Genomic DNA, 21,869 nt, shown 5'->3' with positions numbered 1-21,869 from the left:
CGTTATCCCACTTCGCGCTTTTCCTCCTCGGCACGGGTCGGGGTAACGGTAATTAATGTGACACCGGCCGCGTCGATCATGCTGGCATGGGCGTCCTCAATCCGGTCGTCGGTAATGATGGTGGCAATCTGATCAAGGCCGCACAAAATGAGGCTAGACCGTGATTTGAATTTTGTGCTGTCAGCAAGCAATATAACTTCGTCCGCTTGGCCCATCAGTTTGTTTTCGGCCTGAATGATCAGCGGGTCTTGCTCCATCACGCCTAGTTTGGACACACCTTGGCATCCAAGAAATAGGCGCTTGGCGCTAAAGTTCCGGGTAACGTCATTATCGAACGGCGACAGAATGATGTTCTGTTCGCGATAGATCGTGCCGCCCGACAGCATGACCGTGTTCTTGGATTGGTGCAGCAGATGTTCCGCGATGGGGAAAGAGTTTGTAAAAACAAGACACCGCTTGTTTGCCAGCGGATGCACCATCTGAAATGTTGTTGTGCCGCCGTTGATAATGATCGGATCCCCATCATCGCATAGTTCGACCGCTGCGCTCGCAATTGCGCGTTTTTCTGCAATCTTGTGGCTTTCGTTCATCGCGAACGGACGCCCCTTAAGACCAACGAATTGTGGGGGCGCGATTGATTCTGCCCCACCCCGCACGCGGCGCAGCTTTTTCTGCATATGAAGCGTGGCGATGTCGCGGCGCACGGTGGCTTCTGACGCGTCTGTCAGTTCAACCATTTCGGCAACCGTAACAACGGGCCGGGCTTCTACAGCAGAGAGAATAACGCGGTGGCGTTCGCTTTCGATCATGGTTTTTTGTCCCGTTCTTTGGTCGCAGCTTCAATCATTCAATCAGTCATTGTCAATCAATTTCTTTCATTATTGATCGTTTCTGCGGCGCAGCGTGATCGATAATGATTGAAAATGATTGACGCGACGTTCAATCTCGCGCAGTAATCTGGCAAACGTGACCAATTACTGGTCCCGAATGGGAGGAAAACCATGCCGACATCTTCGCCAAAGGCGCGACTTGAAAACCTATGGGACGATGCAACCGCTTCAAACATGACCGAGCCTGAAAAGCTACTGTATCGGTCCAACCTTTTGGGGTCCGATAAGCGCGTCACCAATTATGGCGGGGGCAATACTTCGGCTAAGGTCATGGAGACGGACCCGCTAACGGGTGATCAGGTCGAGGTTCTTTGGGTCAAAGGGTCGGGTGGTGATATCGGTTCGATCAAGATGGACGGATTTTCAACGCTTTATATGGACAAGCTGAACGCCCTTAAGGGGCTGTATCGCGGTGTCAAATTTGAGGACGAGATGGTCGGCTATCTTCCTCATTGTACGTTCAATTTGAACTCACGGGCGGCGTCGATTGATACGCCGCTGCACGCATATGTGCCGCGCAAGCATGTTGATCACGTGCATTCAGATGCGATCATCGCGATTGCTGCTTCCAAAGACGGTATCGCGCTTACCCAAGAGATTTTTGGCGATACCGTTGGTTGGCTACCGTGGAAGCGCCCCGGTTATGAATTGGGTTTGTGGTTGTCGGACTTCTGCGAAAAGAACCCGAATGCGAAAGGCGTCATTCTGGGGTCGCATGGTTTGTTCACTTGGGATGATGATGCCAAGGTTTGTTATGAAACCACGCTAGAGGTGATTAACACCGCGACAGCGTGGCTTGAAAATAAGACGGCGGATGTGCCCGCGTTCGGTGGGCAAAAACATACAGCTTTGTCTGCGGATGAACGTCGTCGTGTCGCAGCAGCACTGATGCCCGCGATCCGCGGTATGATTTCCGAGGATAGCCACAAGGTTGGTCATTTCGATGATCAGGACGCTGTCCTGCAATTTGTCGGTTCAAATGATATGGAGCCGTTGGCGGCGCTGGGCACGTCATGCCCTGACCATTTTTTGCGCACTAAGATCCGTCCGCTTGTTGTCGATTTCGATTCAGCGAACCCTGATATTGACGGGACATTGGCGGGTTTGGCTGGCATGGTCGCTGATTACCGCGCGGATTACACCGCCTATTACGAACGTTGCAAACACGATAACAGCCCGGGCATGCGTGACCCCAATGCGATTGTGTACCTCGTGCCCGGCGTTGGCATGATCACCTTCGCGAAGGACAAGGCGACGGCGCGCGTATCTGGCGAATTCTATGTTAATGCGATCAACGTGATGCGCGGCGCACACGCAATCAGCGAATACCAAGGTCTGCCCGAGCAAGAGGCGTTTGATATCGAATACTGGTTGCTTGAAGAAGCAAAGCTGCAGCGCATGCCAAAACCAAAAGCGCTGGCTGGCCGCGTTGCCATTGTGACTGGGGGTGCTGGTGGCATCGGGGCCGCAACGGCCGAACGGTATCTAATGGACGGTGCATGTGTCGTGCTTGCCGATATTGATGCTGATGCATTGGCTTCAACGAGCGAAGGCTTAGCCGCGAAATACGGTGCTGATGTTGTGCGCACCGTCGAAATGAACGTCACCTCGGAAGATGCCGTTGCCCAAGCTTACGCGGATATGGCGGTTGAATTCGGTGGCGTCGATATCGTCGTGTCCAACGCAGGGATCGCATCATCCGCCACAGTCGAAGACACCACGCTAGAGCTATGGAACAAGAATATGTCGATCCTTTCGACCGGTTATTTCCTTGTCGCTCGCGAGGCATTCAAACTGCTAAAGACCCAAGGCATCGGTGGGTCCATGATCTTTGTCGCGTCCAAGAATGGGTTGGCTGCATCGCCGGGCGCATCCGCCTATTGCACGGCTAAGGCTAGCGAAATTCACCTTGCCCGCTGTTTAGCATTGGAAGGCGCGCCTGATGGTATCCGCGTGAATGTTGTGAACCCTGATGCGGTGTTGAAAGGGTCCAAAATCTGGTCAGGCGAATGGTTGACGCAACGGGCATCGACCTATGACACAGACAAAGACGGGCTAGAGGAAATGTATCGTCAGCGGTCGTTGTTAAAACGGTCGGTCCTGCCCGAAGATATTGCAGAGGCGTGTTATTTCTTTGCCGCCGATGTCAGTGCAAAGTCGACAGGGAACATCATCAACGTGGACGCGGGCAATGTCCAAGCGTTCACGCGTTGATCGGGGGATACAATGATTAAGACTGACCACATTTCCGCCGCCAATGCGCAGGCTGAAACAGCGCTGCGTACGGATTACGATGCCTTGGGCGAACAGCTTGATCGTCGCGGTATCGATATTGCCGCGATCAAGGCACAGGTGTCGGATTACGGCGTTGCCATTCCATCTTGGGGCACCGGCACCGGCGGCACCCGCTTTGCCCGGTTCCCGGGCGCGGGCGAGCCCGCAAATATCTTTGATAAGATGGATGACTGCGGTGTCATTCATCAGCTAACGGGTGCGACGCCAAAGGTGTCCCTGCATATCCCGTGGGATGACGCCCCTGCTGCTGATCTGTTGGCAAAGGCCGAAGAAACCAATTTGGCGTTCGATGCGATGAATTCGAACACCTTTCAGGATCAACCGGATCAGGCGCACAGCTACAAATATGGTTCTCTTTCACACACGGACAAAGCCGTCCGTCAGCAAGCGATTGAACATAATCTGTACTGCATCGAACTGGGTCAAAAAATCGGGTCAGAGGCTTTGACGGTTTGGGTCGGCGATGGTTCCAACTTTCCGGGGCAGGCGCATTTCATTCGCCAGTTTGACCGCTACCTTGATAGCGCGAAAGAGGTCTATGCGGCGATCCCAGATGATTGGCGATTATTGACTGAGCATAAAATCTTTGAACCCGCGTTTTATTCGACCGTGGTTCAAGACTGGGGCACCAACTATCTGATAGCGACCGAATTGGGTGATCGCGCGCAATGTCTTGTTGATTTGGGGCACCATGCGCCAAATGTGAACATCGAGATGATCGTCGCCCGGTTAATCCGGTTTGGTAAATTGGGTGGTTTTCATTTTAACGATAGCAAATACGGTGATGATGATCTCGATACGGGGTCGATCAACCCTTATCAGTTGTTTCTTGTGTTTAACGAGTTGGTTGATGCGGCTGGTACCCTAGGATTTAACCCCGCCCATATGCTTGACCAAAGCCACAACGTAACCGACCCAATCGAAAGCCTGATGTCATCAGCGATCGAAGTGCAGCGTGCCTATGCACAAGCGCTGATCGTGGACCGCGATGCGTTGTCGGGCTTTCAAGATGGGAATGATGCGTTGATGGCGAGCGAGACGCTCAAGCAGGCCTATCGCACTGACGTCGAGCCGATCCTTGCGATGGCGCGTTTTGAAAAGGGCAGTGCGATTAACCCGGTCGCGACTTACCGTGCGTCCGGGTATCGGGCGCAGGTCGCTGAAACACGGCCCGTGTCTTCGGGCGCTGGTGGTGGGATCGTTTAGGTTACGTCGACCAATGCGCCCTTGTGCGACACAACTTTGTGCGACAGGGCGCAGCCTGCGGCAATTGCGAGTGACAGATATTCGCCGCGCAAGTGACCGGCAAGGAAGGCTGCGTTAAAAGAATCCCCTGCGGCAGTGGTGTCCACTGGCGCGGGGTTCAGCACGGGGCTTACCGTAACGGGCGCGGCCGATCCGTTTTGCGCCAGAACATCGTCGGGTCCGTCTTTGACCACAACACAAGTCACCCCGACATTTTGATAGCGGGCAAGTGTCGCGGCCTTGTCAGCGTCGCCGAAAACAGTTGCTTCATCTTCAAACGATGGCAGGGCGATGTCGGAAACGGCCGCGGCTTTCATGATCCAGTCGCGCATTTCATCGGTGCCAGCCCAGAGCCGCGGGCGAAGGTTTGGATCAAACGCGACGGTAACTCCACGTGCGCGGGCAGCGGACAGCGTATCAAGCAATGCTTGGCGGTCCTCGGGTTCGACAATCGCAACAGTGATCCCGGAAAAGTAAGCGACATCACCCTTTTCCAGCGCATCAATAGGCGCAGGATGCTGCGCCAGCTTGCGTGCTGCGGCGACGCTACGCCAATAGCTAAAGCTACGTTCGCCGTCCTTGAGAGAAATCATATAAAGCCCGACCGTGCGATCCGGCACCGTCAGCAGCTCTGGCGTAATGCCTGCGCCACTGATGAAGTTAGTCATCTGCTCTGACATTGCGTCTGTTCCGACGCCGGTCAGATATGCGACCTCCCAATCGGCAGGTAGGTTTTTGCGCAGATACCAAGCGGTATTGAACGTATCGCCAGCAAATCCCATCGCATAGCCACCTTGCGCTTGCGGGGCCATTTCGACCATGCATTCGCCGATCGCCAATATCTTATTGGTCATTTCTGTTGGCTTTCCATCAGCTCTGGGTGGGAAGCGCTGACTTGTTCAAGGATGTTCAGAATGCGGGAAAGATGCGTACGCAGCTGTTTTTCAGCGCCGTCCGGATCACGGTCGCGGATGCACTGCATGATGGCGCGGTGATCATCCAGCGCACTTTGCGCACCAAATGCAAGGGACAGGTAACGCACGCGATCAAGGTGGACCTTTTGTTCGTGGATCAGGTTCCACGCGTTTGGATGCCCCGCAATTTCGCAGATGACTTCGTGGAATTCGTCGTCGAGTGCGTGAAAGCCTAACCTGTCGTCAGTCTTTATCGCGGCCTCTTGCTGATTGATGAGCCCTTCAAGGCGCAGAATATCGTCATCTGTAATCTTAGAGATAGCAGTACGCATACACTCGACCTCGAGCGCGGTGCGGATGAAACGTGCATCCAGCAACGCTTGTTCAGAGATATATGTGATCGTTGTCGCGCGTTGTGGGCGGATCAACATAAAGCCGAGTTCAGATAGTCGATAGAACGCATCGCGTACCGGCTGCCGAGAAACGCCAAGATTGCGCGCAATTTCAGCCTCGGAAACCTTTGTGCCCGGCGCAAGTTCCAGCGTGATGATCGCAGAATAAAGTGCCTGAAACACCTGATCAGTGGCTGTCGTCGTCTGCAGTTGGGCAAGTGAGGCTAGCGCGGGCATGGCAATTTCCAGTTTGACGTATCTACCAGACTAACATATTAGATGACTAGAGGTATCGCAAGTGCTTTGGGGGGAAATCTAATGAAATTAACTGATCCGGACCGTCTTTTTCCGGTCGAATCAGCGGTGCGAACGCTGGCGCGTGAATTGTACGAAAGCGTCGCGGAGTTGCCGATCATTAGCCCTCACGGTCATTGCGATCCAAGTTGGTTTGCAAAGAACGAGCGCTTTCCCGATCCTGCGCAATTGTTCGTGGTTCCGGACCATTACGTATTCCGGATGCTCGTGTCCCAAGGCGTGCCGATGGCTGATCTGGGTGTTCCAAGCGTGGATGGTCGCGCTGTCGAGGATGATCCGCGCAAAATCTGGCGTCGTTTTGCAGAAAACTACCACCTGCTACGTGGCACCCCATCGTCGATGTGGTTGGATCATTCTTTCGAACACGTGTTCGATCTGGATGAGCGTCTGTCGGCTGATACCGCTGATGCATATTACGATCACATCGACGCCAAACTGGCAGAGGATGCGTTCCGCCCGCGGGCGTTGTTTGATCGCTTTGGGATTGAGCTGCTTGCGACGACCGAAAGCGCATTGGATGATCTGACGTGGCATAAAATGATCGGCGACAGCGATTGGAATGGTCGGGTCGTAACGACCTATCGCCCGGACAATGTTGTTGACCCTGAATTTGAAGGTTTCGCTGATAACGTCGTGCAGTTTGGCGCACTGACTGGCGAAGATACCTCTACTTGGGAAGGGTATCTTCAGGCGCACCGGGTCCGTCGCGCGTTCTTTAAAGCCTATGGCGCGACCGCCAGCGACCACGGCCACGCGACTGCCCGTACCGAAGATATGTTGCAGGCCGATGCGGCGGCGCTGTTCTCTAAGGCATTGGCGGGGACATGTACCCCGGACGAGGCGGACGCATTTCGCGGGCAAATGCTAACTGAAATGGCGCGGATGAGCCTTGATGACGGGTTGGTTCTGCAAATCCATCCCGGATCGTTCCGCAACCACTCGGCCAGTGTTTTTGCGGGCTTTGGTCGTGACAAGGGTTTCGATATCCCAAGCCAGACTGACTACGTGCACGCGCTAAAGCCGCTTTTGGATGCGGTTGGAATGGAACCGTCGCTGACGATCATCGTCTTTACGTTGGACGAAACCAGCTACAGCCGCGAATTGGCACCGCTTGCTGGTGCGTACCCGGCGCTGCGTTTGGGGCCGCCTTGGTGGTTCTTTGACAGCAACGAAGGGATCAAGCGGTTCCGCGAAGCAACAACTGAAACATGCGGGTTTTACAATACCGTCGGCTTTAACGACGACACCCGCGCATTTTGTTCAATTCCCGCCCGGCACGACGTCGCCCGGCGGTCGGATTGTGCGTATCTGGCTAATCTTGTCGCGACGGGGCGGCTTGGTTTGGCGGATGCACATGAGGTCGCACATGACCTCACTTACCGGCTTGCTAAGCAGGCTTACCGGCTCTGAAAGGGCCATTTTTTCTGGGAGGAGAAAATAATGACTTTTACAAAAACTATTGGTGCAGCGTTGCTGGCCAGCGTTGCGATGGCTTCGGCTGCAACAGCGTGTGAAGTAACGCTTCGTTCATCCGATACGCACCCTGACGGTTACCCAACCGTCGCTGCCGTGAACCACATGGGCGATCTGTTGGAAGAGCGCACTGACGGGCGTCTTTGCATCGAAGTATCCCACTCAGCGCAGCTGGGTCAGGAAAAGGACACGATCGAGCAGACACAGTTCGGTGTAATCGACATGAACCGTGTTTCGCTTGGGCCGTTCAACAACATCATCGAAGAAACACAAATCCCTTCGCTGCCGTATATCTTCCGTTCAGTTGAGCACATGCACAAAGTGATGGATGGCCCTGTTGGCGATCAGATTCTGGAAGCATTCAGCGACCATGATCTGGTGGGTCTGGCATTCTTTGATGGCGGTTCACGTAGCTTCTACAATTCGCAAAAGCCGATCAATTCCATCGAAGATTTGGCGGGTCTTAAGTTCCGCGTGATGCAGTCTGACATGTTTGTTGATATGGTTTCTGCGCTGGGCGCGAACGCGACACCGATGCCGTATGGCGAAGTGTATTCTTCGATCCAAACGGGCGTTATCGACGGCGCGGAAAACAACTGGCCTTCATACGACAGCTCTGGTCACTTTGAAGTTGCACAATACTACACGCTTGATCAGCACTTGATCGTGCCAGAGGTTCTGGTGATGGCGAAATCCAGCTTTGATAAGCTGTCAGCCGAAGATCAGGAAATCGTACGCCAAGCAGCGCGCGATTCCGTTCCTGTGATGCGTGAACTTTGGGCTGCGCGTGAAGCTGAATCCGAAGCACGCGTTCGTGCTGCTGGTGTCGAGATCGTCACAGACATCGATAAGACACCATTCATCGAAGCTATGGTTCCAGTTTACGAAAAATACGTAACTTCACCTGTGCTTCAGCAGATGGTCGCTGACATTCAGGCAACTGAATAATACCAAATTTGGCCCGCAACAGCTGTTGCGGGCCGAAACTTTCGGGGGGAACGCCTTTGCAGGGCTTTATGATGAAAATTGCAGTTCTGACGGGCTTGATCGGGCGCGCCGCGCTTTGGACAGCTGGTACGGGACTGGTGTTAATGACGGTGTTGATCGCTGCGCAAGTGTTTTGGCGTTACGTGCTGAATGACAGTATTTCGTGGACTGAACCTGCGTCGGTGATGATCATGGGTTGGTTCATATTCTTGGGTGCAGCAGTCGGTATCCGTGAAGGGTATCACCTGTCGTTTGACGTGCTGCTTTATGTGATCCCGCACAAGGGCAAGATGTTCCTGTATTCTCTTTCCGATCTGGTCGTGACTTGCTTTGGCATTGGCATGATCTGGTTTGGCTGGCAGCTTGCGGAAAAGACCGCTGGAAATACGCTGCCGTCTTTGGGCATTTCTGGTGCCTTTGATTTTATTCCTATCGTTGCTGGCGGCGTTCTTGTCGCGCTGTTCTCGGTCGAGCGTATCGCGCGCCGTGCCGCAGGCCTGCCCACCGCCCGCTTTGGCGACGATAACAGCGAGGCGACTTAAGATGGAGCTTTACGTCCTTTTTGGAACATTCGTGTTCCTGCTTCTGATTGGTACGCCTGTTGCGTTCTGTCTTGGCGTTTCTAGCTTTGCCACGGTTGCCTATCTTGGCCTGCCGCCGGTGGTGGTGTTCCAACGTCTGAATTCTGGCGTGTCCGTTTTTGCGCTGATGGCGATCCCGTTCTTTATTTACGCAGGCGACCTGATGGTGCGCGGCGATATCGCGCGGCGGCTGGTGGCACTTGCGGGTGCCTTTGTTGGACACTTGCGCGGCGGCCTTGGTCAGGTGAATATTCTCGCCTCTGTCATGTTTGGTGGCGTGTCTGGGTCGGCTGCGGCTGATGCATCTGCCGTGGGTGGCTTGATGGTCCCACAAATGAAAGAACGCGGCTATGGCGTGGACTATGCGGTAAACATTACCGTCGTCAGCTCGATCATTGCGCTGATGTTGCCGCCTTCGCACAACATGATCATCTATTCGATCTCGGCTGGTGGCCGTATTTCGATTGCTGATCTGTTCACTGCAGGGATCATTCCGGGTTTCTTGCTGGCAATGTCGCTGATGACTGCTGCATGGTTTGTTGCCAAAAAGCGTGGTTACCCAACTGAAAAATTTCCCGGTCTTGCTATGATGGGCACTTTGTTTGTGTCCGCTGCCCCTGGTTTGATCTTGGTTGCGATCATCTTTGGCGGGGTCCGGTCCGGTATCTTTACGGCGTCTGAATCGTCCAACATCGCGGTTGTCTATGCGTTGCTGATTACGTTCTTTGTGTATCGCAGCCTTAGCTGGCATGACTTTGTCGAAGCAACATTCGCTGCTGTTCGCACAACCGCGATGGTACTGTTGGTGATCGGGTGCGCAGCATCATTTGGATGGCTGTTGGCTTATCTCAAAGTGCCCGCCGCGATGGTTGAAATGCTGCAAGGTGTGTCTGACAACCCTATCGTCATTTTGCTGTTGCTGAACGTGGTCCTGCTAATCCTTGGAACATTCATGGATATGTCGCCCCTGATCGTCATCACGACACCTATCTTCCTACCAGTTGCCACAGCGTTTGGTGTCGATCCGGTACACTTTGGTGTGATCCTAATCCTGAACCTTGGCATAGGGCTTTGTACGCCGCCCGTTGGCGCTGTGCTGTTCGTGGGGTGTGCGGTTGGGCGCATCCCAATCTTTGATGCGGTCAAATCCATCTGGCCGTTTTACGGTGCTGCCTTTGGTACACTGATGCTTGTCACCTATATTCCGGCGCTGTCGCTTTGGCTGCCGTCACTCTTTCACTGAGGAAACTATGACCCAGAAATTCCCCATCGTGCAGGCTGATCCCGGCGTCACACGCCAAGTCCTGTCCGAAAGCCCCGAACTGATGGTAGTGGCTTTCACCTTTGACAAAGATGGCGAAGGCAAACTGCACAGCCATCCGCACGTCCAGTCCACCTATGTGGAATCCGGTCGCTTTGCTTTCACCGTCGACGGTGTCGAAACCGAAGTCGGCCCCGGCGATAGCTTTGTAATTCCATCCCGCGCTGTTCACGGTTGCCGCTGCCTAGAAGACGGCCGCTTGATCGACACTTTCACGCCGCGCCGTGATGATTTTCTTTGAAAAGGAACCTCCCCATGCTGAAATCTGAATCCCGTTACGCCATTGATCCCGCAACCACGAAAACCCTCGATACCGAGGGGCTACGCAGCCATTTTCACGTTGGCGATCTATTTGCCGACGGTGAAATTCGTCTGGTCTATAGCCACTATGACCGCTTGATCCTTGGGTCGGCTGTTCCGGGCAAAGGTACGCTGACGCTGACTGACATGCCCGAAACCGGCACGAAGACGTTTCTTGAACGTCGTGAAATGGCTGTGCTGAACATCGGCGAAACCGGGACGGTCAAAGTCGATGGCGCTGCGTACGAATTGGCCAAAGGCGAAGTTCTGTATGTGGGTATGGGCGGTGGCGCTGTTGAGTTTTCTGGCGCTGGCCGTTTCTACATTCTGTCGGCCCCTGCGCACCAAACCTACCCAACCACGCACATCAAAGAATCTGATGCACGCCGCGTTGAAATGGGTTCGCGCGAGCAAGCTAATGAGCGCGTCATCATTCAGGTGCTACATCCAGATGTTTGCAAAAGCTGTCAGTTGTTGATGGGGTATACCCAGTTCAAGCCGGGTTCATTGTGGAACACAATGCCTGCACACCGTCACGACCGCCGGATGGAAGCATATCTGTATTTTGACGTGGATCCTGATCAGCGGGTCTTCCACTTTATGGGTGAACCATCAGAGACACGTCACATGGTGATTGCCAACGAAGAGGCTATCATTTCCCCACCATGGTCGATCCACTGCGGCGCAGGCACCGGGTCTTATACGTTCTGCTGGGCGATGGCTGGCGACAACGTTGATTTCACTGACATGGATATGATCGCGATGGGAGACTTGCGGTGAACCCGTTTGACCTCACTGGAAAACGCGCCCTTGTGACGGGTGCGAACACGGGCATTGGGCAGGCGATTGCGGTCGCCTTGGGGAATGCTGGGGCAGAGGTGGTTTGTGCCGGGCGATCCGGCATGGATGAAACGCTCGCGATGGTCCCAAATGGGACCGCGCTAAAGCTAGACTTTGCTGATCCGATGGCCGCGACGGGCATCTTTGCGAATCAGCAGATCGACATTCTGGTCAACAATGCGGGAATCATCCGCCGTGACGATAGCGTCGATTTTTCCGAGGCTGACTGGGACGACGTCATGGACGTGAACCTAAAGGCTGTGTTCTTTACCTGCCAAGCATTTGCGAAGGCGGCATTGGCACGTGGGACTGGCGGGAAGATCGTCAACATCGCCTCGCTTTTGTCGTTCCAAGGGGGGATTCGTGTGCCGTCTTACACGGCGTCCAAGCATGGTGTCGCGGGCCTGACCAAGCTGATGGCAAACGAATGGGCTGCCAAAGGCATCAACGTGAACGCATTGGCGCCCGGATACATTTCGACCAACAACACGACCGCATTGCGCGCGGACGAAGAACGCAACAAAGCAATCCTTGACCGTATTCCTGTGGGCCGTTGGGGGGACGCGTCTGACATGGGTGGTGCTGCTGTTTTCCTAGCGTCTTCGGCTGCGAACTATGTGCATGGTGCTGTTCTAAACGTTGATGGAGGCTGGCTTGCCCGCTGAACCACATTTGCAGCGCTCTGATACGCCGCGTCCTAAGGTGGGTATTGTTCACCTTGGGCCGGGCGCATTTTTCCGGGCTTTCAATGCGCCGTTCACAGCAGAGGCAATGGAGAAATCCGGCGGCGACTGGGGTATTCTAACTGTCAGTCTGCGCAGCAGTGACATCCGCGAAAAGTTAAAGCCGCAAGGCTGCGCCTATACAGCGGTAAAGCTGGCACCAGATGGCGCTGAATACACCGTGGTCGAGGTCATCGATGACGTGTTGGTTGCCCCTGAAAACCCCGAAGCCGTGCTGACGGCGATGGCGGACCCGCAGGTAAAGATCGTATCAACGACGATCACTGAAAAGGGATATTGCCACAACCCAGCAACGGGCGCGCTATTGATGGACCATCCCGATATTGTGCACGATTTGAGCCACCCAGAAGCGCCGCGTTCCGCAATTGGCTATATCGTTCACGCATTGAACCGTCGGCGTTTGGCAGGACATGCGCCCTTCACGTTGATGCCATGTGACAATCTACCTAATAACGGTCCGCTGACACGCAGCGTAATTTTGGACTTTGCCCGTGCATTAGACCCGGAATTAGCGGAATGGATCACCGATAACGGGCGTTTCCCCGCGACAATGGTTGATCGGATCACACCAGCGACGACCCCCGTTGATATTGCGTCGCTTGCGACGGCCCAAGGGTACATCGACAATGCTTGCGTGATGCATGAACCGTTTCGGCAGTGGGTCATCGAAGATGACTTTGTGAACGGCGATCGCCCAGACTGGGGTGGCGTTGGTGCGCAATTGGTCAACGATGTTGAGGCGTTCGAGCTGATGAAACTGCGCTGCCTGAACGGCACCCATTCGACGCTGGCCTATCTTGGTTATTTGGCAGGATATGAAACGATCGCCGATACAGTTGCAGATCCGGCGTTCGCCAATCTTATCAACGCACTGTGGAAAAACGAAATCACACCCACTGTTCCGGAGCCTGAAGGTGAGGATTTGTTGGCCTATTGTGCGGCTTTGCTAGAACGCTACCAAAACCCTGCGATCAGACATCGCACATGGCAAATTGCGATGGATGGTTCGCAAAAATTACCGCAACGGTTGCTTGGTACTGTTGTTGATAATCTGGCCGCTGGTAGGGGTATTCCCGGGCTCGCACTGGGTGTCGCCGGATGGATGCGCTACGTCGGCGGTGTCGATGAAAAAGGTGCGGCGATTGAGGTGAAAGACCCGCTCGCTGATCAGTTGCGCGCCGCCTATGACAGCAGCGACGATCCAGAAGAAAAGGTGTTGGCCTTGTTGGCAATCAAAGAGGTTTTTGCGCCGGAACTGGCGGGCAACCCAGTTTTCCGTAACGCTGTGACCGACGCATTCATGCGCCTGAGCCACGACGGTGCGCGGGCAACGGTTCAAGGGTTTAGCTAATGCAAGAAACTTGGCGTTGGTACGGGCCTTTTGACAAAATCACACTGCCAGAGGTCGCGCAAACCGGCGCGACCGGCATCGTGAACGCCCTGCACGAAATCCCCTATGGCGAAGTTTGGAAGCCCGAGGCCATCAACGCCCGCGCGGATGAAATTCGGACGGCTGGCTTTGATTGGGCGGTCGTCGAAAGCCTGCCGATCCACGAACGTATCAAACGTGGCGAAGGCGATCTGACACAACTGTTCGCGAACTACCGTCAGTCGATGGCGAATTTGGCTGCGGCTGGTGTGCAGGTTATTTGCTATAACTTCATGCCCTTGCTTGATTGGACACGTACCGATCTTGCCGCGCCCGTTGCACGCGGTGGGACATGTCTGCGGTTCGAAGCCTACCGCATGGCTGCGTTCGAAATTCACATGCTGGGTCGTGCCAAAGCCGAGGACGATTACCCCGAAGAAGTACGTCATCGCGCTGCGATTTGGTTCCAGAAATCGACCGACGCCGACCGCGAAGCGCTGCTTCACGCGATTATGTCAGGACTTCCGGGTGCCTACGACCGATACGATGTGGATGGGTTGCGTGATGCGCTGACGTTATACGACGGCTTGGACCGCGATGCTTTGCGTGCGAACTATCGTAGGTTTCTTAACGAGATCATTCCAACCGCTGAAGACCTTGGGATGCGGTTTTGCGTTCATCCAGACGATCCCCCGCGCGACATTTTGGGGTTGCCCCGGATCGTGTCGAATGCTGCTGATATCGATTGGATCATGTCCGCACATGACAGTAACGCAAACGGGCTAACGCTTTGCGCGGGGTCGCTTGGCGCTAATCCCGCAAATGATGTTCCAGCGATAGCAGCTGCCCACGCTGACCGTATCCATTTCGCGCACCTGAGGAACGTGCGCAAAGACCCAGATGGCGCGTTTGAAGAAGCGGCACATCTGGAAGGTGACACCGATATGGTCGCGCTGATCAAGGTGCTGTTGGATGAAGAAAAGCGGCGCAAGTCCGAAGGTCGCGCCGATGCATCAATCCCATTTCGTCCTGACCATGGTCATGATCTGTTGTCTGACGCTGATCGCGAAACGCATCCGGGCTATCCGCTGATCGGGCGGTTGCGCGGGCTGGCAGAGTTGCGTGGCGTGATCGCGGGATTATCGCACGTAGACTAGGCGATTTCGTCTGCATCAATCGGTGACGAGCCCGCCCAACGATACCGCGACGGGCTCGCTCCGATGTATTGTTTGAACATCCGGCTAAAGAAATACGGGTCCGAATAACCCAGTTCTGCGGCAACTTCTTTCACTGACAATCCAACGCCCAAACGGTTTACTGCAAACTCCATACGTTTGAGTTCGCGGTATTTTTGCGGGGTCATGCCAATCCGATCACGGAACGCACGACGAAAGTAGTCAGGGTTGTATGGGACGGCAGCCAGTGCTTCGGTCAGGCCGCCAGCGCCAACGGGGTCCGCGGCAAGCCGGGATGCAGTTAGCATAATCTGAAGCGATAGCCGATCTTGGTCGTGCTGCGGGTTAGCGGCTGTGCGCCATTCAATTAACGCATCATCTAGATAGGCTAATAGTAACACCATGAATTGGTGATGCGCTGCCAGTGTTGTTGTCGTACCTTGTGGCGTGTTCCGAAAGTGCCTGACTAGCGGTTCAAGTACGTCCCAATTACTTAGCTTAACACAGCGCCGCAAATTCATTTGTCCGACAACATCGCCGCGACCAAATAGTTCTAGCGAAAAATGTTGCGCTACGCCTGTCAGCATCTCGCCGGACCCTGCATACTGTCCAAGAAAACGTTGGTAGGCGGGAATAAGCATCGCCATGCCCGGCCTGAGCTCGGTCTTTTCGCCATCCAAATCATAAACTGCCGACCCGGACAGGCAAATAACCAAGTCATGGTCTGGATTGATTTTGTTTATTTTCCAGCTTGGTGTGTGGGTCATTCGAATCGCTGTGCGGGCCAATTTTAGTGAAAATGCTTGGACGGGCATCGCTGAAAGAAGTGAATGTTCGATTTTATCCATCTTTTTGTTGCATACTGTTCATTCAAAGGGTCACTGCTACCAGACTAACATAACAGGCAAGAAACAAATCGTCTGCAAGATTCACCTGAATTTGCAGTAAGGGAGGAGCCTTACCTATTTACCGCACTGACGTGCGATCGATGGGTTTGGGGTTTAATGCATGAATAATTCCGAACACGGTACTCCCGTGTCAACTGCCTATGCCATCAAAGGTGTGAACAACCGCGTAGCAGCGCTGGTTGTTGCCCCTTTTAAAGGCATATCTACCGCTTCTTGCGATTTTCCGGGTGTTGCGGCCGGGGCAGACTTACTTCGCGCTAATCCGTTGAGCACACGTCTGGACGACCGTCTTTTGCACGCGCTTTATCGGGATATGGAGACTGCCACGGTGGGCCATCTTCCGAAAGAAATAGTTAGGGAGGCCGCGTAAATGGGTGGTGACAGTAAATATCTAGGGCTTTGGTATGTCGCGCCCTATGTCATCGGGTTGTTGTTGTTCACGGCGTTTCCGTTTGTTGCGTCCTTCTATCTTAGCTTTACAGATTACGATCTGCTGTCAAAGCCGGAATGGACCGGCCTCGATAACTATCAAAAGCTGTTCACGCGTGACCGGACGTTCGACAAGTCGCTCAAGGTTACCTTGGCCTATGTGTTTATGACGGTGCCGCTAAAGCTGGCGTTTGCTTTGTTCATCGCGGTGATTTTGAATTATCGCCTACGCGCGATCGGCCTATTTCGGACAGCGTTTTATGTGCCTTCGATCTTGGGTGGTTCAATCGCGATTGCGGTTTTGTGGCGCTACATCTTTGCTGATACGGGCCTCGTGAACATGATGCTTGAAGGTGTCGGGCTGGAAGGTGTGAACTGGTTCGGCGATCCCGAAAACGCGTTGTTTACCATCAGTCTGTTGCGTTGTTGGCAGTTCGGCTCTGCGATGGTGATCTTTCTAGCCGCGCTGCAGTCAGTCGATAAATCCTTGTACGAGGCCGCGTCGATTGACGGTGCGAACAAATGGCAATTGTTCCGCTATATTACCCTGCCGCTGATCACACCGGTCATCTTTTTTAACCTGATCATGCAGACGGTGCAGGCGTTCCAAGAATTCAACGGTCCCTACATCATCACCGAAGGCGGCCCGCTGAAATCGACCTATTTGCTGCCGCTCTATATCTACGACAAGGCCTTCAAAAGCTTTGACATGGGCTATGCGAGCGCGATCGCTTGGGTGCTTTTCGTAATTATTATGGTCCTAACTTTGATCGCCTTCTGGTCATCAAAGAAATGGGTCTACTACGCCGGCGACAAGAGGAGCTAAGCGCATGACAGCTATGCCACAAATCAGCGCAGATACTCTTGCGAATATGGAAAAACAGCGGCGTCGGGCACGAATATCTTCGACCTTTCGATATAGCCTGTTGATCATTGTCGGATTGATCATGGTTTACCCATTGGTCTGGATGTTTGGTGCATCATTCAAAACCAACGCCGAGATCTTCTCGAGCCCGTCGTTCTGGCCAAAAGAACCCACCGTCCAAGGCTACATCGACGGTTGGAAAACATCGACGCCGTACACCTTTGCAAAGTTCTTTATGAACTCGATGATGATCATCATTCCGAAAATGATCGGGACAGCGATTTCATGTACATTGGTTGCTTACGGGTTCGCTCGGTTCGACTTTCCGTTTAAAAAGATCATCTTTTCGACGGTGATAGCAACGCTGCTGCTGCCAAACGTTGTAACGCGCATTCCGCAGTACCTGCTGTTTCGTGACATCGGTTGGTTGGACAGCTTTCTGCCGCTGTGGGTGCCTTCGGCGCTGGCTGGCGATGCGTTCTTTGTCTTTATGCTGATCCAGTTCCTGCGGGCGATCCCGCGCGACATGGAAGAAGCCGCCCGCGTGGACGGTGCGAACACGTTACAAACCTTGATCTACATCGTTGTGCCGATGTTGACGCCTGCGCTGATCTCGGTCTGTTTGTTCCAGTTCATGTGGACCATGAACGACTTTCTAGGGCCGCTGATTTACCTGTCATCGGTTGAAAACTATCCGATCAGCCTTGCGCTGAAACTGTCCATCGACACGACCGAGGCGTTCGCTTGGAACCAGATTTTGGCGATGTCCTGTCTGGCGCTCGCGCCGTCACTGATCGTGTTCTTCATGGCACAAAAATACTTCATCGAAGGTATTTCGACCGGGGGGGTCAAAGGCTAATGGCTGAGCTGCAACTAAAATCCGTCGAAAAAATGTACGGCAATGGTTTCAAGGCGGTGCATGGCATCGACCTTGATGTCAAAGACGGTGAATTCATGGTGCTGGTTGGCCCATCGGGCTGCGCCAAGTCGACGACACTGCGGATGATTGCAGGATTGGAAACCATTTCTGGCGGTGAAATTCGCATCGGCGACAGGATCATCAATGACCTGACACCCGGCAAACGCGGCATCGCAATGGTGTTCCAAAACTACGCGCTTTATCCACATATGAAGGTCCGTAAGAACCTGTCCTTTGGGCTCAAGCTTAAGCGCAAGCCAAAGGATGAGATTGAAGCATCGACTGGCGAAGTTTCGGGTATCCTGGAGATCGACGAACTGTTGGACCGTTTGCCAAAACAACTGTCTGGCGGTCAGGCCCAGCGTGTCGCCGTTGGTCGTGCGTTGATTAAAAGCCCAGAGGTGTTTTTGTTCGATGAACCGCTGTCGAACCTTGATGCGAAACTACGTGCGTCGATGCGCGTGCGGATCACTGATTTGCATAAACGGCTGCGCGATGAAGGTCGCCCCGCGACGGTGATCTACGTGACCCACGATCAGGTCGAGGCCATGACAATGGGCGACCGGATTTGCGTGATGAAAGATGGTCACATCATGCAGGTCGCAGATCCTGTGACGCTATATGAAAAGCCCGCGAACGCGTTTGTCGCCGGTTTCATCGGTATGCCGGAAATGAACCTTGCGGATGCCGAACTAACGATGGATGGCACGCCAAAGCTAACGCTGGCTGGCCAGACGATTTCTGCGCCCGCTGATTTGTCGGCGCGTTTGAATGCTGCGCCGGGTCCGGTCACGCTTGGTATTCGCCCACAGCACATGACCATCGAAACCGATGGCGCTGCCGACGCATTTTCCGGCGTTATTCACAACATTGAATTTATGGGACACGAGGTGAACGTTCACGTCACGATTGGTGACGCGGCATTTATCGCGGTCGTTCCGACCGAAAAATTTGATCTCAAATTACAGCGCGGTGATCGCGTAGGTCTGCGCCCTACAGGTGTGCAGATGCATATTTTCGACAGGGCCAGTGGGGAGAACGTGTCGCTGGCTGAATAAAAACGTCAAAGGGAGGAAACCAAATGACGCATATGAAGACACTTCTAGGGGTCGCGCTGACCTCGACTATTTTGGCCGGATCGGCCACCGCAGACGAACTCCGCATGAGCTGGTGGGGCGGTGATAGCCGTCACGCTGCAACCCAGGCTGCGCTTGAGGTTTGTGGTGCAAAGCATGGTCATACAATCAGCCCAGAATTCACAGGCTGGTCTGGTCACTTTGAAAAAGTCGTGACGCAGGTTGCTGGTGGCACCGAAGCCGACATCATGCAGATTAACTGGCCATGGCTACCAATCCTGTCTGCAGACGGCACTGGTTTTGCTGACATGAACCAACTGTCCGACACGATTGATCTATCCAGCTGGGATGCTGCACAAATCGAAGCGGGCACAATGAATGGTGCGTTGAACGGTTTATCCGTTTCAACAACAGGTCGCCTGTTTGTGTTTAACAAAAACAGCTTTGAGGCCGCCGGCCTTGCGATCCCAACTACTTGGGCTGAACTGATGGCTGCTGGTCCGGTGTTCCGCGACACGCTTGGCGAAGATTTTTATCCGTTCGAGGCCGCCGGTCTAGACGCCGCGCTAATCATCACACTGTACGGTACCCAAAAAACGGGCAAGCCGTTGATTGATCCTGCGACAAACACAGTTCTTTGGACCAAGGAAGAACTGGTTGACGCGATCGAGATGTATCAAGCAATGGTTGATGAACATGTCATCGAAGCATGGCGTGATCGTGCGGCTGCAGGCAACGTTGCCTTGCACGAAAACCCACGCTGGTCACGCGGTGAAATCGCAGGCACTTACCAATGGGATTCAACCTATTTCAAAATCTCTGATCCTTTGGATGAAGGCCAAGAGGTCATTTACACCGGTATCCTTTCCCAGGATGGCCAGCAGACCGAGGGCATCTATCGCAAGTCGTCGATGGTGTTCTCGATCTCGGCTAACTCGGATCACCAAGAGGCCGCGGCAGAAGTGCTGAATTGCCTGTTGAATGAACCCGAAGGTGTTGCTGCAATGGGAACCGCACGTGGCGTCCCAAGTTCAAGCGCGGCAAAGGCATTGCTATCGGACGCAGGTGCTATTGCGCCAGAACAGTCAGCAGCGCAGCAGTTGGTTCTGGATGCCGAAGGCCCAGCAATCCACCCCTTCATGGAGCACCCAGATGTGCGTTCAGCGATGTCCGATAACCTAGAGCTATTTGCTTACGGTGAAATCGACGCGGAAACCGCCGCCGATGACATGCTGTATGGCATCAACGAGGCGCTTGAAGACATTAAATAAATCCTTTGGGTGGCGCCGTGGTTTGCGGCGCTACCTATCTCAAACCTAATTGGTTATCCCATGTCTGTTATTGAAATTATTGCTGTGACACCACGCACGGCCACGGTACTGCTATCGCCTGATCAGGCGCTATATCATCTCGCTGAACCTATTGCGTGGTCGTTGGCAAGGGCCGGAAATGAACCCGTTCATACAGGCGAAGCCACTACGGTTTCAGTGTTTCTGGATGCGCTAGAGCCTGACACAAACTATGAGTTTCGCGCGGCAATGGGGGTGGCAACGTTTCAGACGCCGCCATGTGCAGGCCTAATCGATTTAACTGACTTTGGTGCAGCTACTGGCAGTGTTGATAACGCGCCTGCGTTTGCGGCGGCGATTGATGCGTTGCCGATTGGTGGGACGCTATACGTACCAGCCGGCAGATATGTTGCTAAACCAATATTTCTACGCAGTGATATGACATTGTACTTGGCGAAAGGTGCCGAAATCGCCGCGCCGGGTGACCGTACAGACTGGCCTATTCTTCCTGCTTGGGACGAAAACGGAGTGAATGTCGGTACTTGGGAAGGTCTTCCCGAAGCGAGTTTTGCGTCACCAATTACTGCGATCGGGTGTGAAAATTTGACGATCACCGGGCTGGGCCGCATCGACGGTGGCGGTGATAGTGGCGACTGGTGGAGCTGGCCAAAAGAAACCCGAGATGGCGCGCGACGCCCACGTACATTGTTTTTGGCACATTGTCAGAATGTCACCCTAAGCGGGATAACTGTCGCGAATTCACCTTCTTGGACGGTGCATCCGTTTCATTGCTCAAATCTTACTGCTGCGGCAATGTTTATTCAGAATCCGCCAGACAGCCCAAACACCGATGGCTTCAATCCGGAAAGTTGCGTTGATACGCAGGTGGTTGGGCTGCGGATATCGGTCGGCGACGACTGCATCGCGGTCAAAGCTGGTAAGCGGCAAAAGGGGGATAACCGTCATTTGGCCCCGACAACCCGGCTGACTATCCGTAACTGCCTGATGGAACGCGGGCACGGTGCGGTGGTGCTGGGCTCTGAAATGAGCGGTGACATTACCGATGTGACGATTACGCGTTGCACATTTGATGGTACGGACCGTGGTGTGCGGATTAAGACCCGGCGCGGGCGCGGTGGCAAAGTCGCACGGATCGCGCTTGATATGGTTCACATGGAAAATGTTGCTACGCCTTTGGCCGTGAACGCATTTTACTTTTGCGATCCTGACGGTCGCAGTGATGCAGTTCAAACGCGTGATCCCGCACCAGTCGATGAAACAACCCCGTTGGTTACCGACATTACACTTAGGAACGTGATGGCAAAGGGCGTGCAGCATGCTGCCGCTGCTCTTATCGGGTTACCCGAAGCGCCGATTATAGGGATTTCGGTTGATGGATTTTGGGTGTCTTACGATCCCAATGCAACACCGGGCGTTCCCGTGATGGCTAGCAACGTAGGCCCAGAACTTCACGCAGGAATTATTACTGAATTTGCCAGATTGGGCGGTGATCTGACCGTGCTTTCACCAGAGGAAATCTAGC

At 53.9% G+C, this 21,869-nt stretch carries 20 protein-coding genes; 16 read left to right on the top strand and 4 right to left on the bottom strand.

The features are described 5' to 3' along the window. Window positions 1–2 precede the first annotated feature (2 nt). On the bottom strand, window positions 3–809 hold the full coding sequence (locus CLV80_RS09470) for a DeoR/GlpR family DNA-binding transcription regulator (RefSeq protein WP_106357345.1): 807 nt from the start codon (window positions 807–809) through the stop codon (window positions 3–5). A 192-nt stretch (window positions 810–1,001) separates the two neighbouring features. Between CLV80_RS09470 and CLV80_RS09465 the strand changes: the two genes are divergently transcribed. Further along, window positions 1,002–3,104: a bifunctional rhamnulose-1-phosphate aldolase/short-chain dehydrogenase gene (locus tag CLV80_RS09465; RefSeq protein WP_106357343.1), complete on the top strand. Its 2,103-nt coding sequence runs from the start codon at window positions 1,002–1,004 to the stop codon at window positions 3,102–3,104. Window positions 3,105–3,116: 12 nt separating this feature from the next. Continuing rightward, a complete protein-coding gene (gene rhaI / locus CLV80_RS09460) occupies window positions 3,117–4,391 on the top strand; it encodes an L-rhamnose catabolism isomerase (RefSeq protein ID WP_106357341.1) in 1,275 nt (424 codons plus the stop codon). On the opposite strand, the gene CLV80_RS09455 is transcribed toward rhaI, so the two are convergent. Continuing rightward, window positions 4,388–5,284: a sugar kinase gene (locus tag CLV80_RS09455; protein WP_106357339.1), complete on the bottom strand. Its 897-nt coding sequence runs from the start codon at window positions 5,282–5,284 to the stop codon at window positions 4,388–4,390. The genes rhaI and CLV80_RS09455 overlap by 4 nt on opposite strands. Further along, window positions 5,281–5,973, bottom strand: coding sequence for a GntR family transcriptional regulator (locus tag CLV80_RS09450; RefSeq protein ID WP_106357337.1), 693 nt, complete (start codon window positions 5,971–5,973; stop codon window positions 5,281–5,283). Before CLV80_RS09450 ends, CLV80_RS09455 begins: the two co-directional genes overlap by 4 nt. Window positions 5,974–6,054: 81 nt before the next feature. On the opposite strand from CLV80_RS09450, the gene uxaC reads away from it, so the two are divergent. The 9 genes from uxaC (at window position 6,055) to uxuA (ending at window position 14,822) form a co-directional block, all read left to right on the top strand. After that, window positions 6,055–7,461 carry a glucuronate isomerase gene (gene uxaC / locus CLV80_RS09445; protein WP_106357335.1) on the top strand — a complete coding sequence of 469 codons (1,407 nt, stop codon included), beginning with the start codon at window positions 6,055–6,057 and terminating at the stop codon, window positions 7,459–7,461. Window positions 7,462–7,491: 30 nt separating this feature from the next. Then, window positions 7,492–8,472, top strand: coding sequence for a TRAP transporter substrate-binding protein (locus tag CLV80_RS09440; RefSeq protein ID WP_106357333.1), 981 nt, complete (start codon window positions 7,492–7,494; stop codon window positions 8,470–8,472). A 68-nt stretch (window positions 8,473–8,540) separates the two neighbouring features. Beyond that, a complete protein-coding gene (locus tag CLV80_RS09435; RefSeq protein WP_106357331.1) occupies window positions 8,541–9,053 on the top strand; it encodes a TRAP transporter small permease in 513 nt (170 codons plus the stop codon). Between the two features lies 1 nt (window position 9,054). Then, window positions 9,055–10,335, top strand: a complete 1,281-nt coding sequence (locus CLV80_RS09430; protein ID WP_106357329.1) for a TRAP transporter large permease — start codon at window positions 9,055–9,057, stop codon at window positions 10,333–10,335. Window positions 10,336–10,342: 7 nt separating this feature from the next. Continuing rightward, the gene (locus CLV80_RS09425; protein WP_106357327.1) at window positions 10,343–10,654 is read left to right on the top strand and encodes a cupin domain-containing protein; all 312 of its coding nucleotides are present in this window, start codon (window positions 10,343–10,345) and stop codon (window positions 10,652–10,654) included. Between the two features lie 14 nt (window positions 10,655–10,668). Further along, on the top strand, window positions 10,669–11,493 hold the full coding sequence (gene kduI / locus CLV80_RS09420; RefSeq protein ID WP_106357325.1) for a 5-dehydro-4-deoxy-D-glucuronate isomerase: 825 nt from the start codon (window positions 10,669–10,671) through the stop codon (window positions 11,491–11,493). Further along, window positions 11,490–12,218, top strand: a complete 729-nt coding sequence (kduD, locus tag CLV80_RS09415; RefSeq protein WP_106357323.1) for a 2-dehydro-3-deoxy-D-gluconate 5-dehydrogenase KduD — start codon at window positions 11,490–11,492, stop codon at window positions 12,216–12,218. Before kduI ends, kduD begins: the two co-directional genes overlap by 4 nt. After that, window positions 12,196–13,647, top strand: coding sequence for a mannitol dehydrogenase family protein (locus CLV80_RS09410; protein ID WP_106357321.1), 1,452 nt, complete (start codon window positions 12,196–12,198; stop codon window positions 13,645–13,647). Before kduD ends, CLV80_RS09410 begins: the two co-directional genes overlap by 23 nt. Next, window positions 13,647–14,822 carry a mannonate dehydratase gene (uxuA, locus tag CLV80_RS09405; RefSeq protein WP_106357320.1) on the top strand — a complete coding sequence of 392 codons (1,176 nt, stop codon included), beginning with the start codon at window positions 13,647–13,649 and terminating at the stop codon, window positions 14,820–14,822. The genes CLV80_RS09410 and uxuA overlap by 1 nt, the downstream gene beginning before the upstream one ends. On the opposite strand, the gene CLV80_RS09400 is transcribed toward uxuA, so the two are convergent. After that, complete coding sequence (locus CLV80_RS09400) at window positions 14,819–15,688, bottom strand: AraC family transcriptional regulator (RefSeq protein WP_106357318.1); 870 nt, start codon at window positions 15,686–15,688, stop codon at window positions 14,819–14,821. The two genes, uxuA and CLV80_RS09400, sit on opposite strands and share 4 nt — an antisense overlap. Window positions 15,689–16,118: 430 nt before the next feature. Between CLV80_RS09400 and CLV80_RS09390 the strand changes: the two genes are divergently transcribed. From CLV80_RS09390 to pglA, 5 genes are read left to right on the top strand one after another with little or no spacing between them, the layout of a single operon-like run. Beyond that, window positions 16,119–17,003 (top strand): carbohydrate ABC transporter permease, encoded by an 885-nt coding sequence (locus CLV80_RS09390; RefSeq protein WP_106357314.1) that lies wholly within the window; start codon window positions 16,119–16,121, stop codon window positions 17,001–17,003. Window positions 17,004–17,007: 4 nt separating this feature from the next. Then, complete coding sequence (locus CLV80_RS09385; RefSeq protein ID WP_207766550.1) at window positions 17,008–17,901, top strand: carbohydrate ABC transporter permease; 894 nt, start codon at window positions 17,008–17,010, stop codon at window positions 17,899–17,901. Beyond that, the gene (locus tag CLV80_RS09380) at window positions 17,901–19,019 is read left to right on the top strand and encodes an ABC transporter ATP-binding protein (protein ID WP_106357312.1); all 1,119 of its coding nucleotides are present in this window, start codon (window positions 17,901–17,903) and stop codon (window positions 19,017–19,019) included. The genes CLV80_RS09385 and CLV80_RS09380 overlap by 1 nt, the downstream gene beginning before the upstream one ends. Window positions 19,020–19,042: 23 nt before the next feature. Then, the gene (locus CLV80_RS09375; protein WP_243394487.1) at window positions 19,043–20,308 is read left to right on the top strand and encodes an ABC transporter substrate-binding protein; all 1,266 of its coding nucleotides are present in this window, start codon (window positions 19,043–19,045) and stop codon (window positions 20,306–20,308) included. Between the two features lie 60 nt (window positions 20,309–20,368). Beyond that, entirely contained in the window at window positions 20,369–21,868 is a 1,500-nt protein-coding gene (gene pglA / locus CLV80_RS09370; RefSeq protein WP_106357310.1) for a polygalacturonase PglA, read from the top strand. Window position 21,869 lies beyond the last annotated feature (1 nt).

This window comes from Yoonia maritima (assembly GCF_003003285.1).
GTDB classification, from domain to species: Bacteria; Pseudomonadota; Alphaproteobacteria; order Rhodobacterales; family Rhodobacteraceae; genus Yoonia; species Yoonia maritima.
The sequence above is the reverse complement of the archived record's forward strand: the minus strand, read 5'-3'. Positions and strand labels throughout refer to the sequence as shown.

Coding starts and splice junctions, on each gene's coding strand:
- CLV80_RS09470 (WP_106357345.1), bottom strand. CDS start 809: ATGATCGAAAGCGAACGCCACCGCGTTATTCTCTCTGCTGTAGAAGCC.
- CLV80_RS09465 (WP_106357343.1), top strand. CDS start 1,002: ATGCCGACATCTTCGCCAAAGGCGCGACTTGAAAACCTATGGGACGAT.
- rhaI (WP_106357341.1), top strand. CDS start 3,117: ATGATTAAGACTGACCACATTTCCGCCGCCAATGCGCAGGCTGAAACA.
- CLV80_RS09455 (WP_106357339.1), bottom strand. CDS start 5,284: ATGACCAATAAGATATTGGCGATCGGCGAATGCATGGTCGAAATGGCC.
- CLV80_RS09450 (WP_106357337.1), bottom strand. CDS start 5,973: ATGCCCGCGCTAGCCTCACTTGCCCAACTGCAGACGACGACAGCCACT.
- uxaC (WP_106357335.1), top strand. CDS start 6,055: ATGAAATTAACTGATCCGGACCGTCTTTTTCCGGTCGAATCAGCGGTG.
- CLV80_RS09440 (WP_106357333.1), top strand. CDS start 7,492: ATGACTTTTACAAAAACTATTGGTGCAGCGTTGCTGGCCAGCGTTGCG.
- CLV80_RS09435 (WP_106357331.1), top strand. CDS start 8,541: ATGATGAAAATTGCAGTTCTGACGGGCTTGATCGGGCGCGCCGCGCTT.
- CLV80_RS09430 (WP_106357329.1), top strand. CDS start 9,055: ATGGAGCTTTACGTCCTTTTTGGAACATTCGTGTTCCTGCTTCTGATT.
- CLV80_RS09425 (WP_106357327.1), top strand. CDS start 10,343: ATGACCCAGAAATTCCCCATCGTGCAGGCTGATCCCGGCGTCACACGC.
- kduI (WP_106357325.1), top strand. CDS start 10,669: ATGCTGAAATCTGAATCCCGTTACGCCATTGATCCCGCAACCACGAAA.
- CLV80_RS09410 (WP_106357321.1), top strand. CDS start 12,196: ATGGAGGCTGGCTTGCCCGCTGAACCACATTTGCAGCGCTCTGATACG.
- uxuA (WP_106357320.1), top strand. CDS start 13,647: ATGCAAGAAACTTGGCGTTGGTACGGGCCTTTTGACAAAATCACACTG.
- CLV80_RS09400 (WP_106357318.1), bottom strand. CDS start 15,688: ATGGATAAAATCGAACATTCACTTCTTTCAGCGATGCCCGTCCAAGCA.
- CLV80_RS09390 (WP_106357314.1), top strand. CDS start 16,119: ATGGGTGGTGACAGTAAATATCTAGGGCTTTGGTATGTCGCGCCCTAT.
- CLV80_RS09385 (WP_207766550.1), top strand. CDS start 17,008: ATGACAGCTATGCCACAAATCAGCGCAGATACTCTTGCGAATATGGAA.
- CLV80_RS09380 (WP_106357312.1), top strand. CDS start 17,901: ATGGCTGAGCTGCAACTAAAATCCGTCGAAAAAATGTACGGCAATGGT.
- CLV80_RS09375 (WP_243394487.1), top strand. CDS start 19,043: ATGACGCATATGAAGACACTTCTAGGGGTCGCGCTGACCTCGACTATT.
- pglA (WP_106357310.1), top strand. CDS start 20,369: ATGTCTGTTATTGAAATTATTGCTGTGACACCACGCACGGCCACGGTA.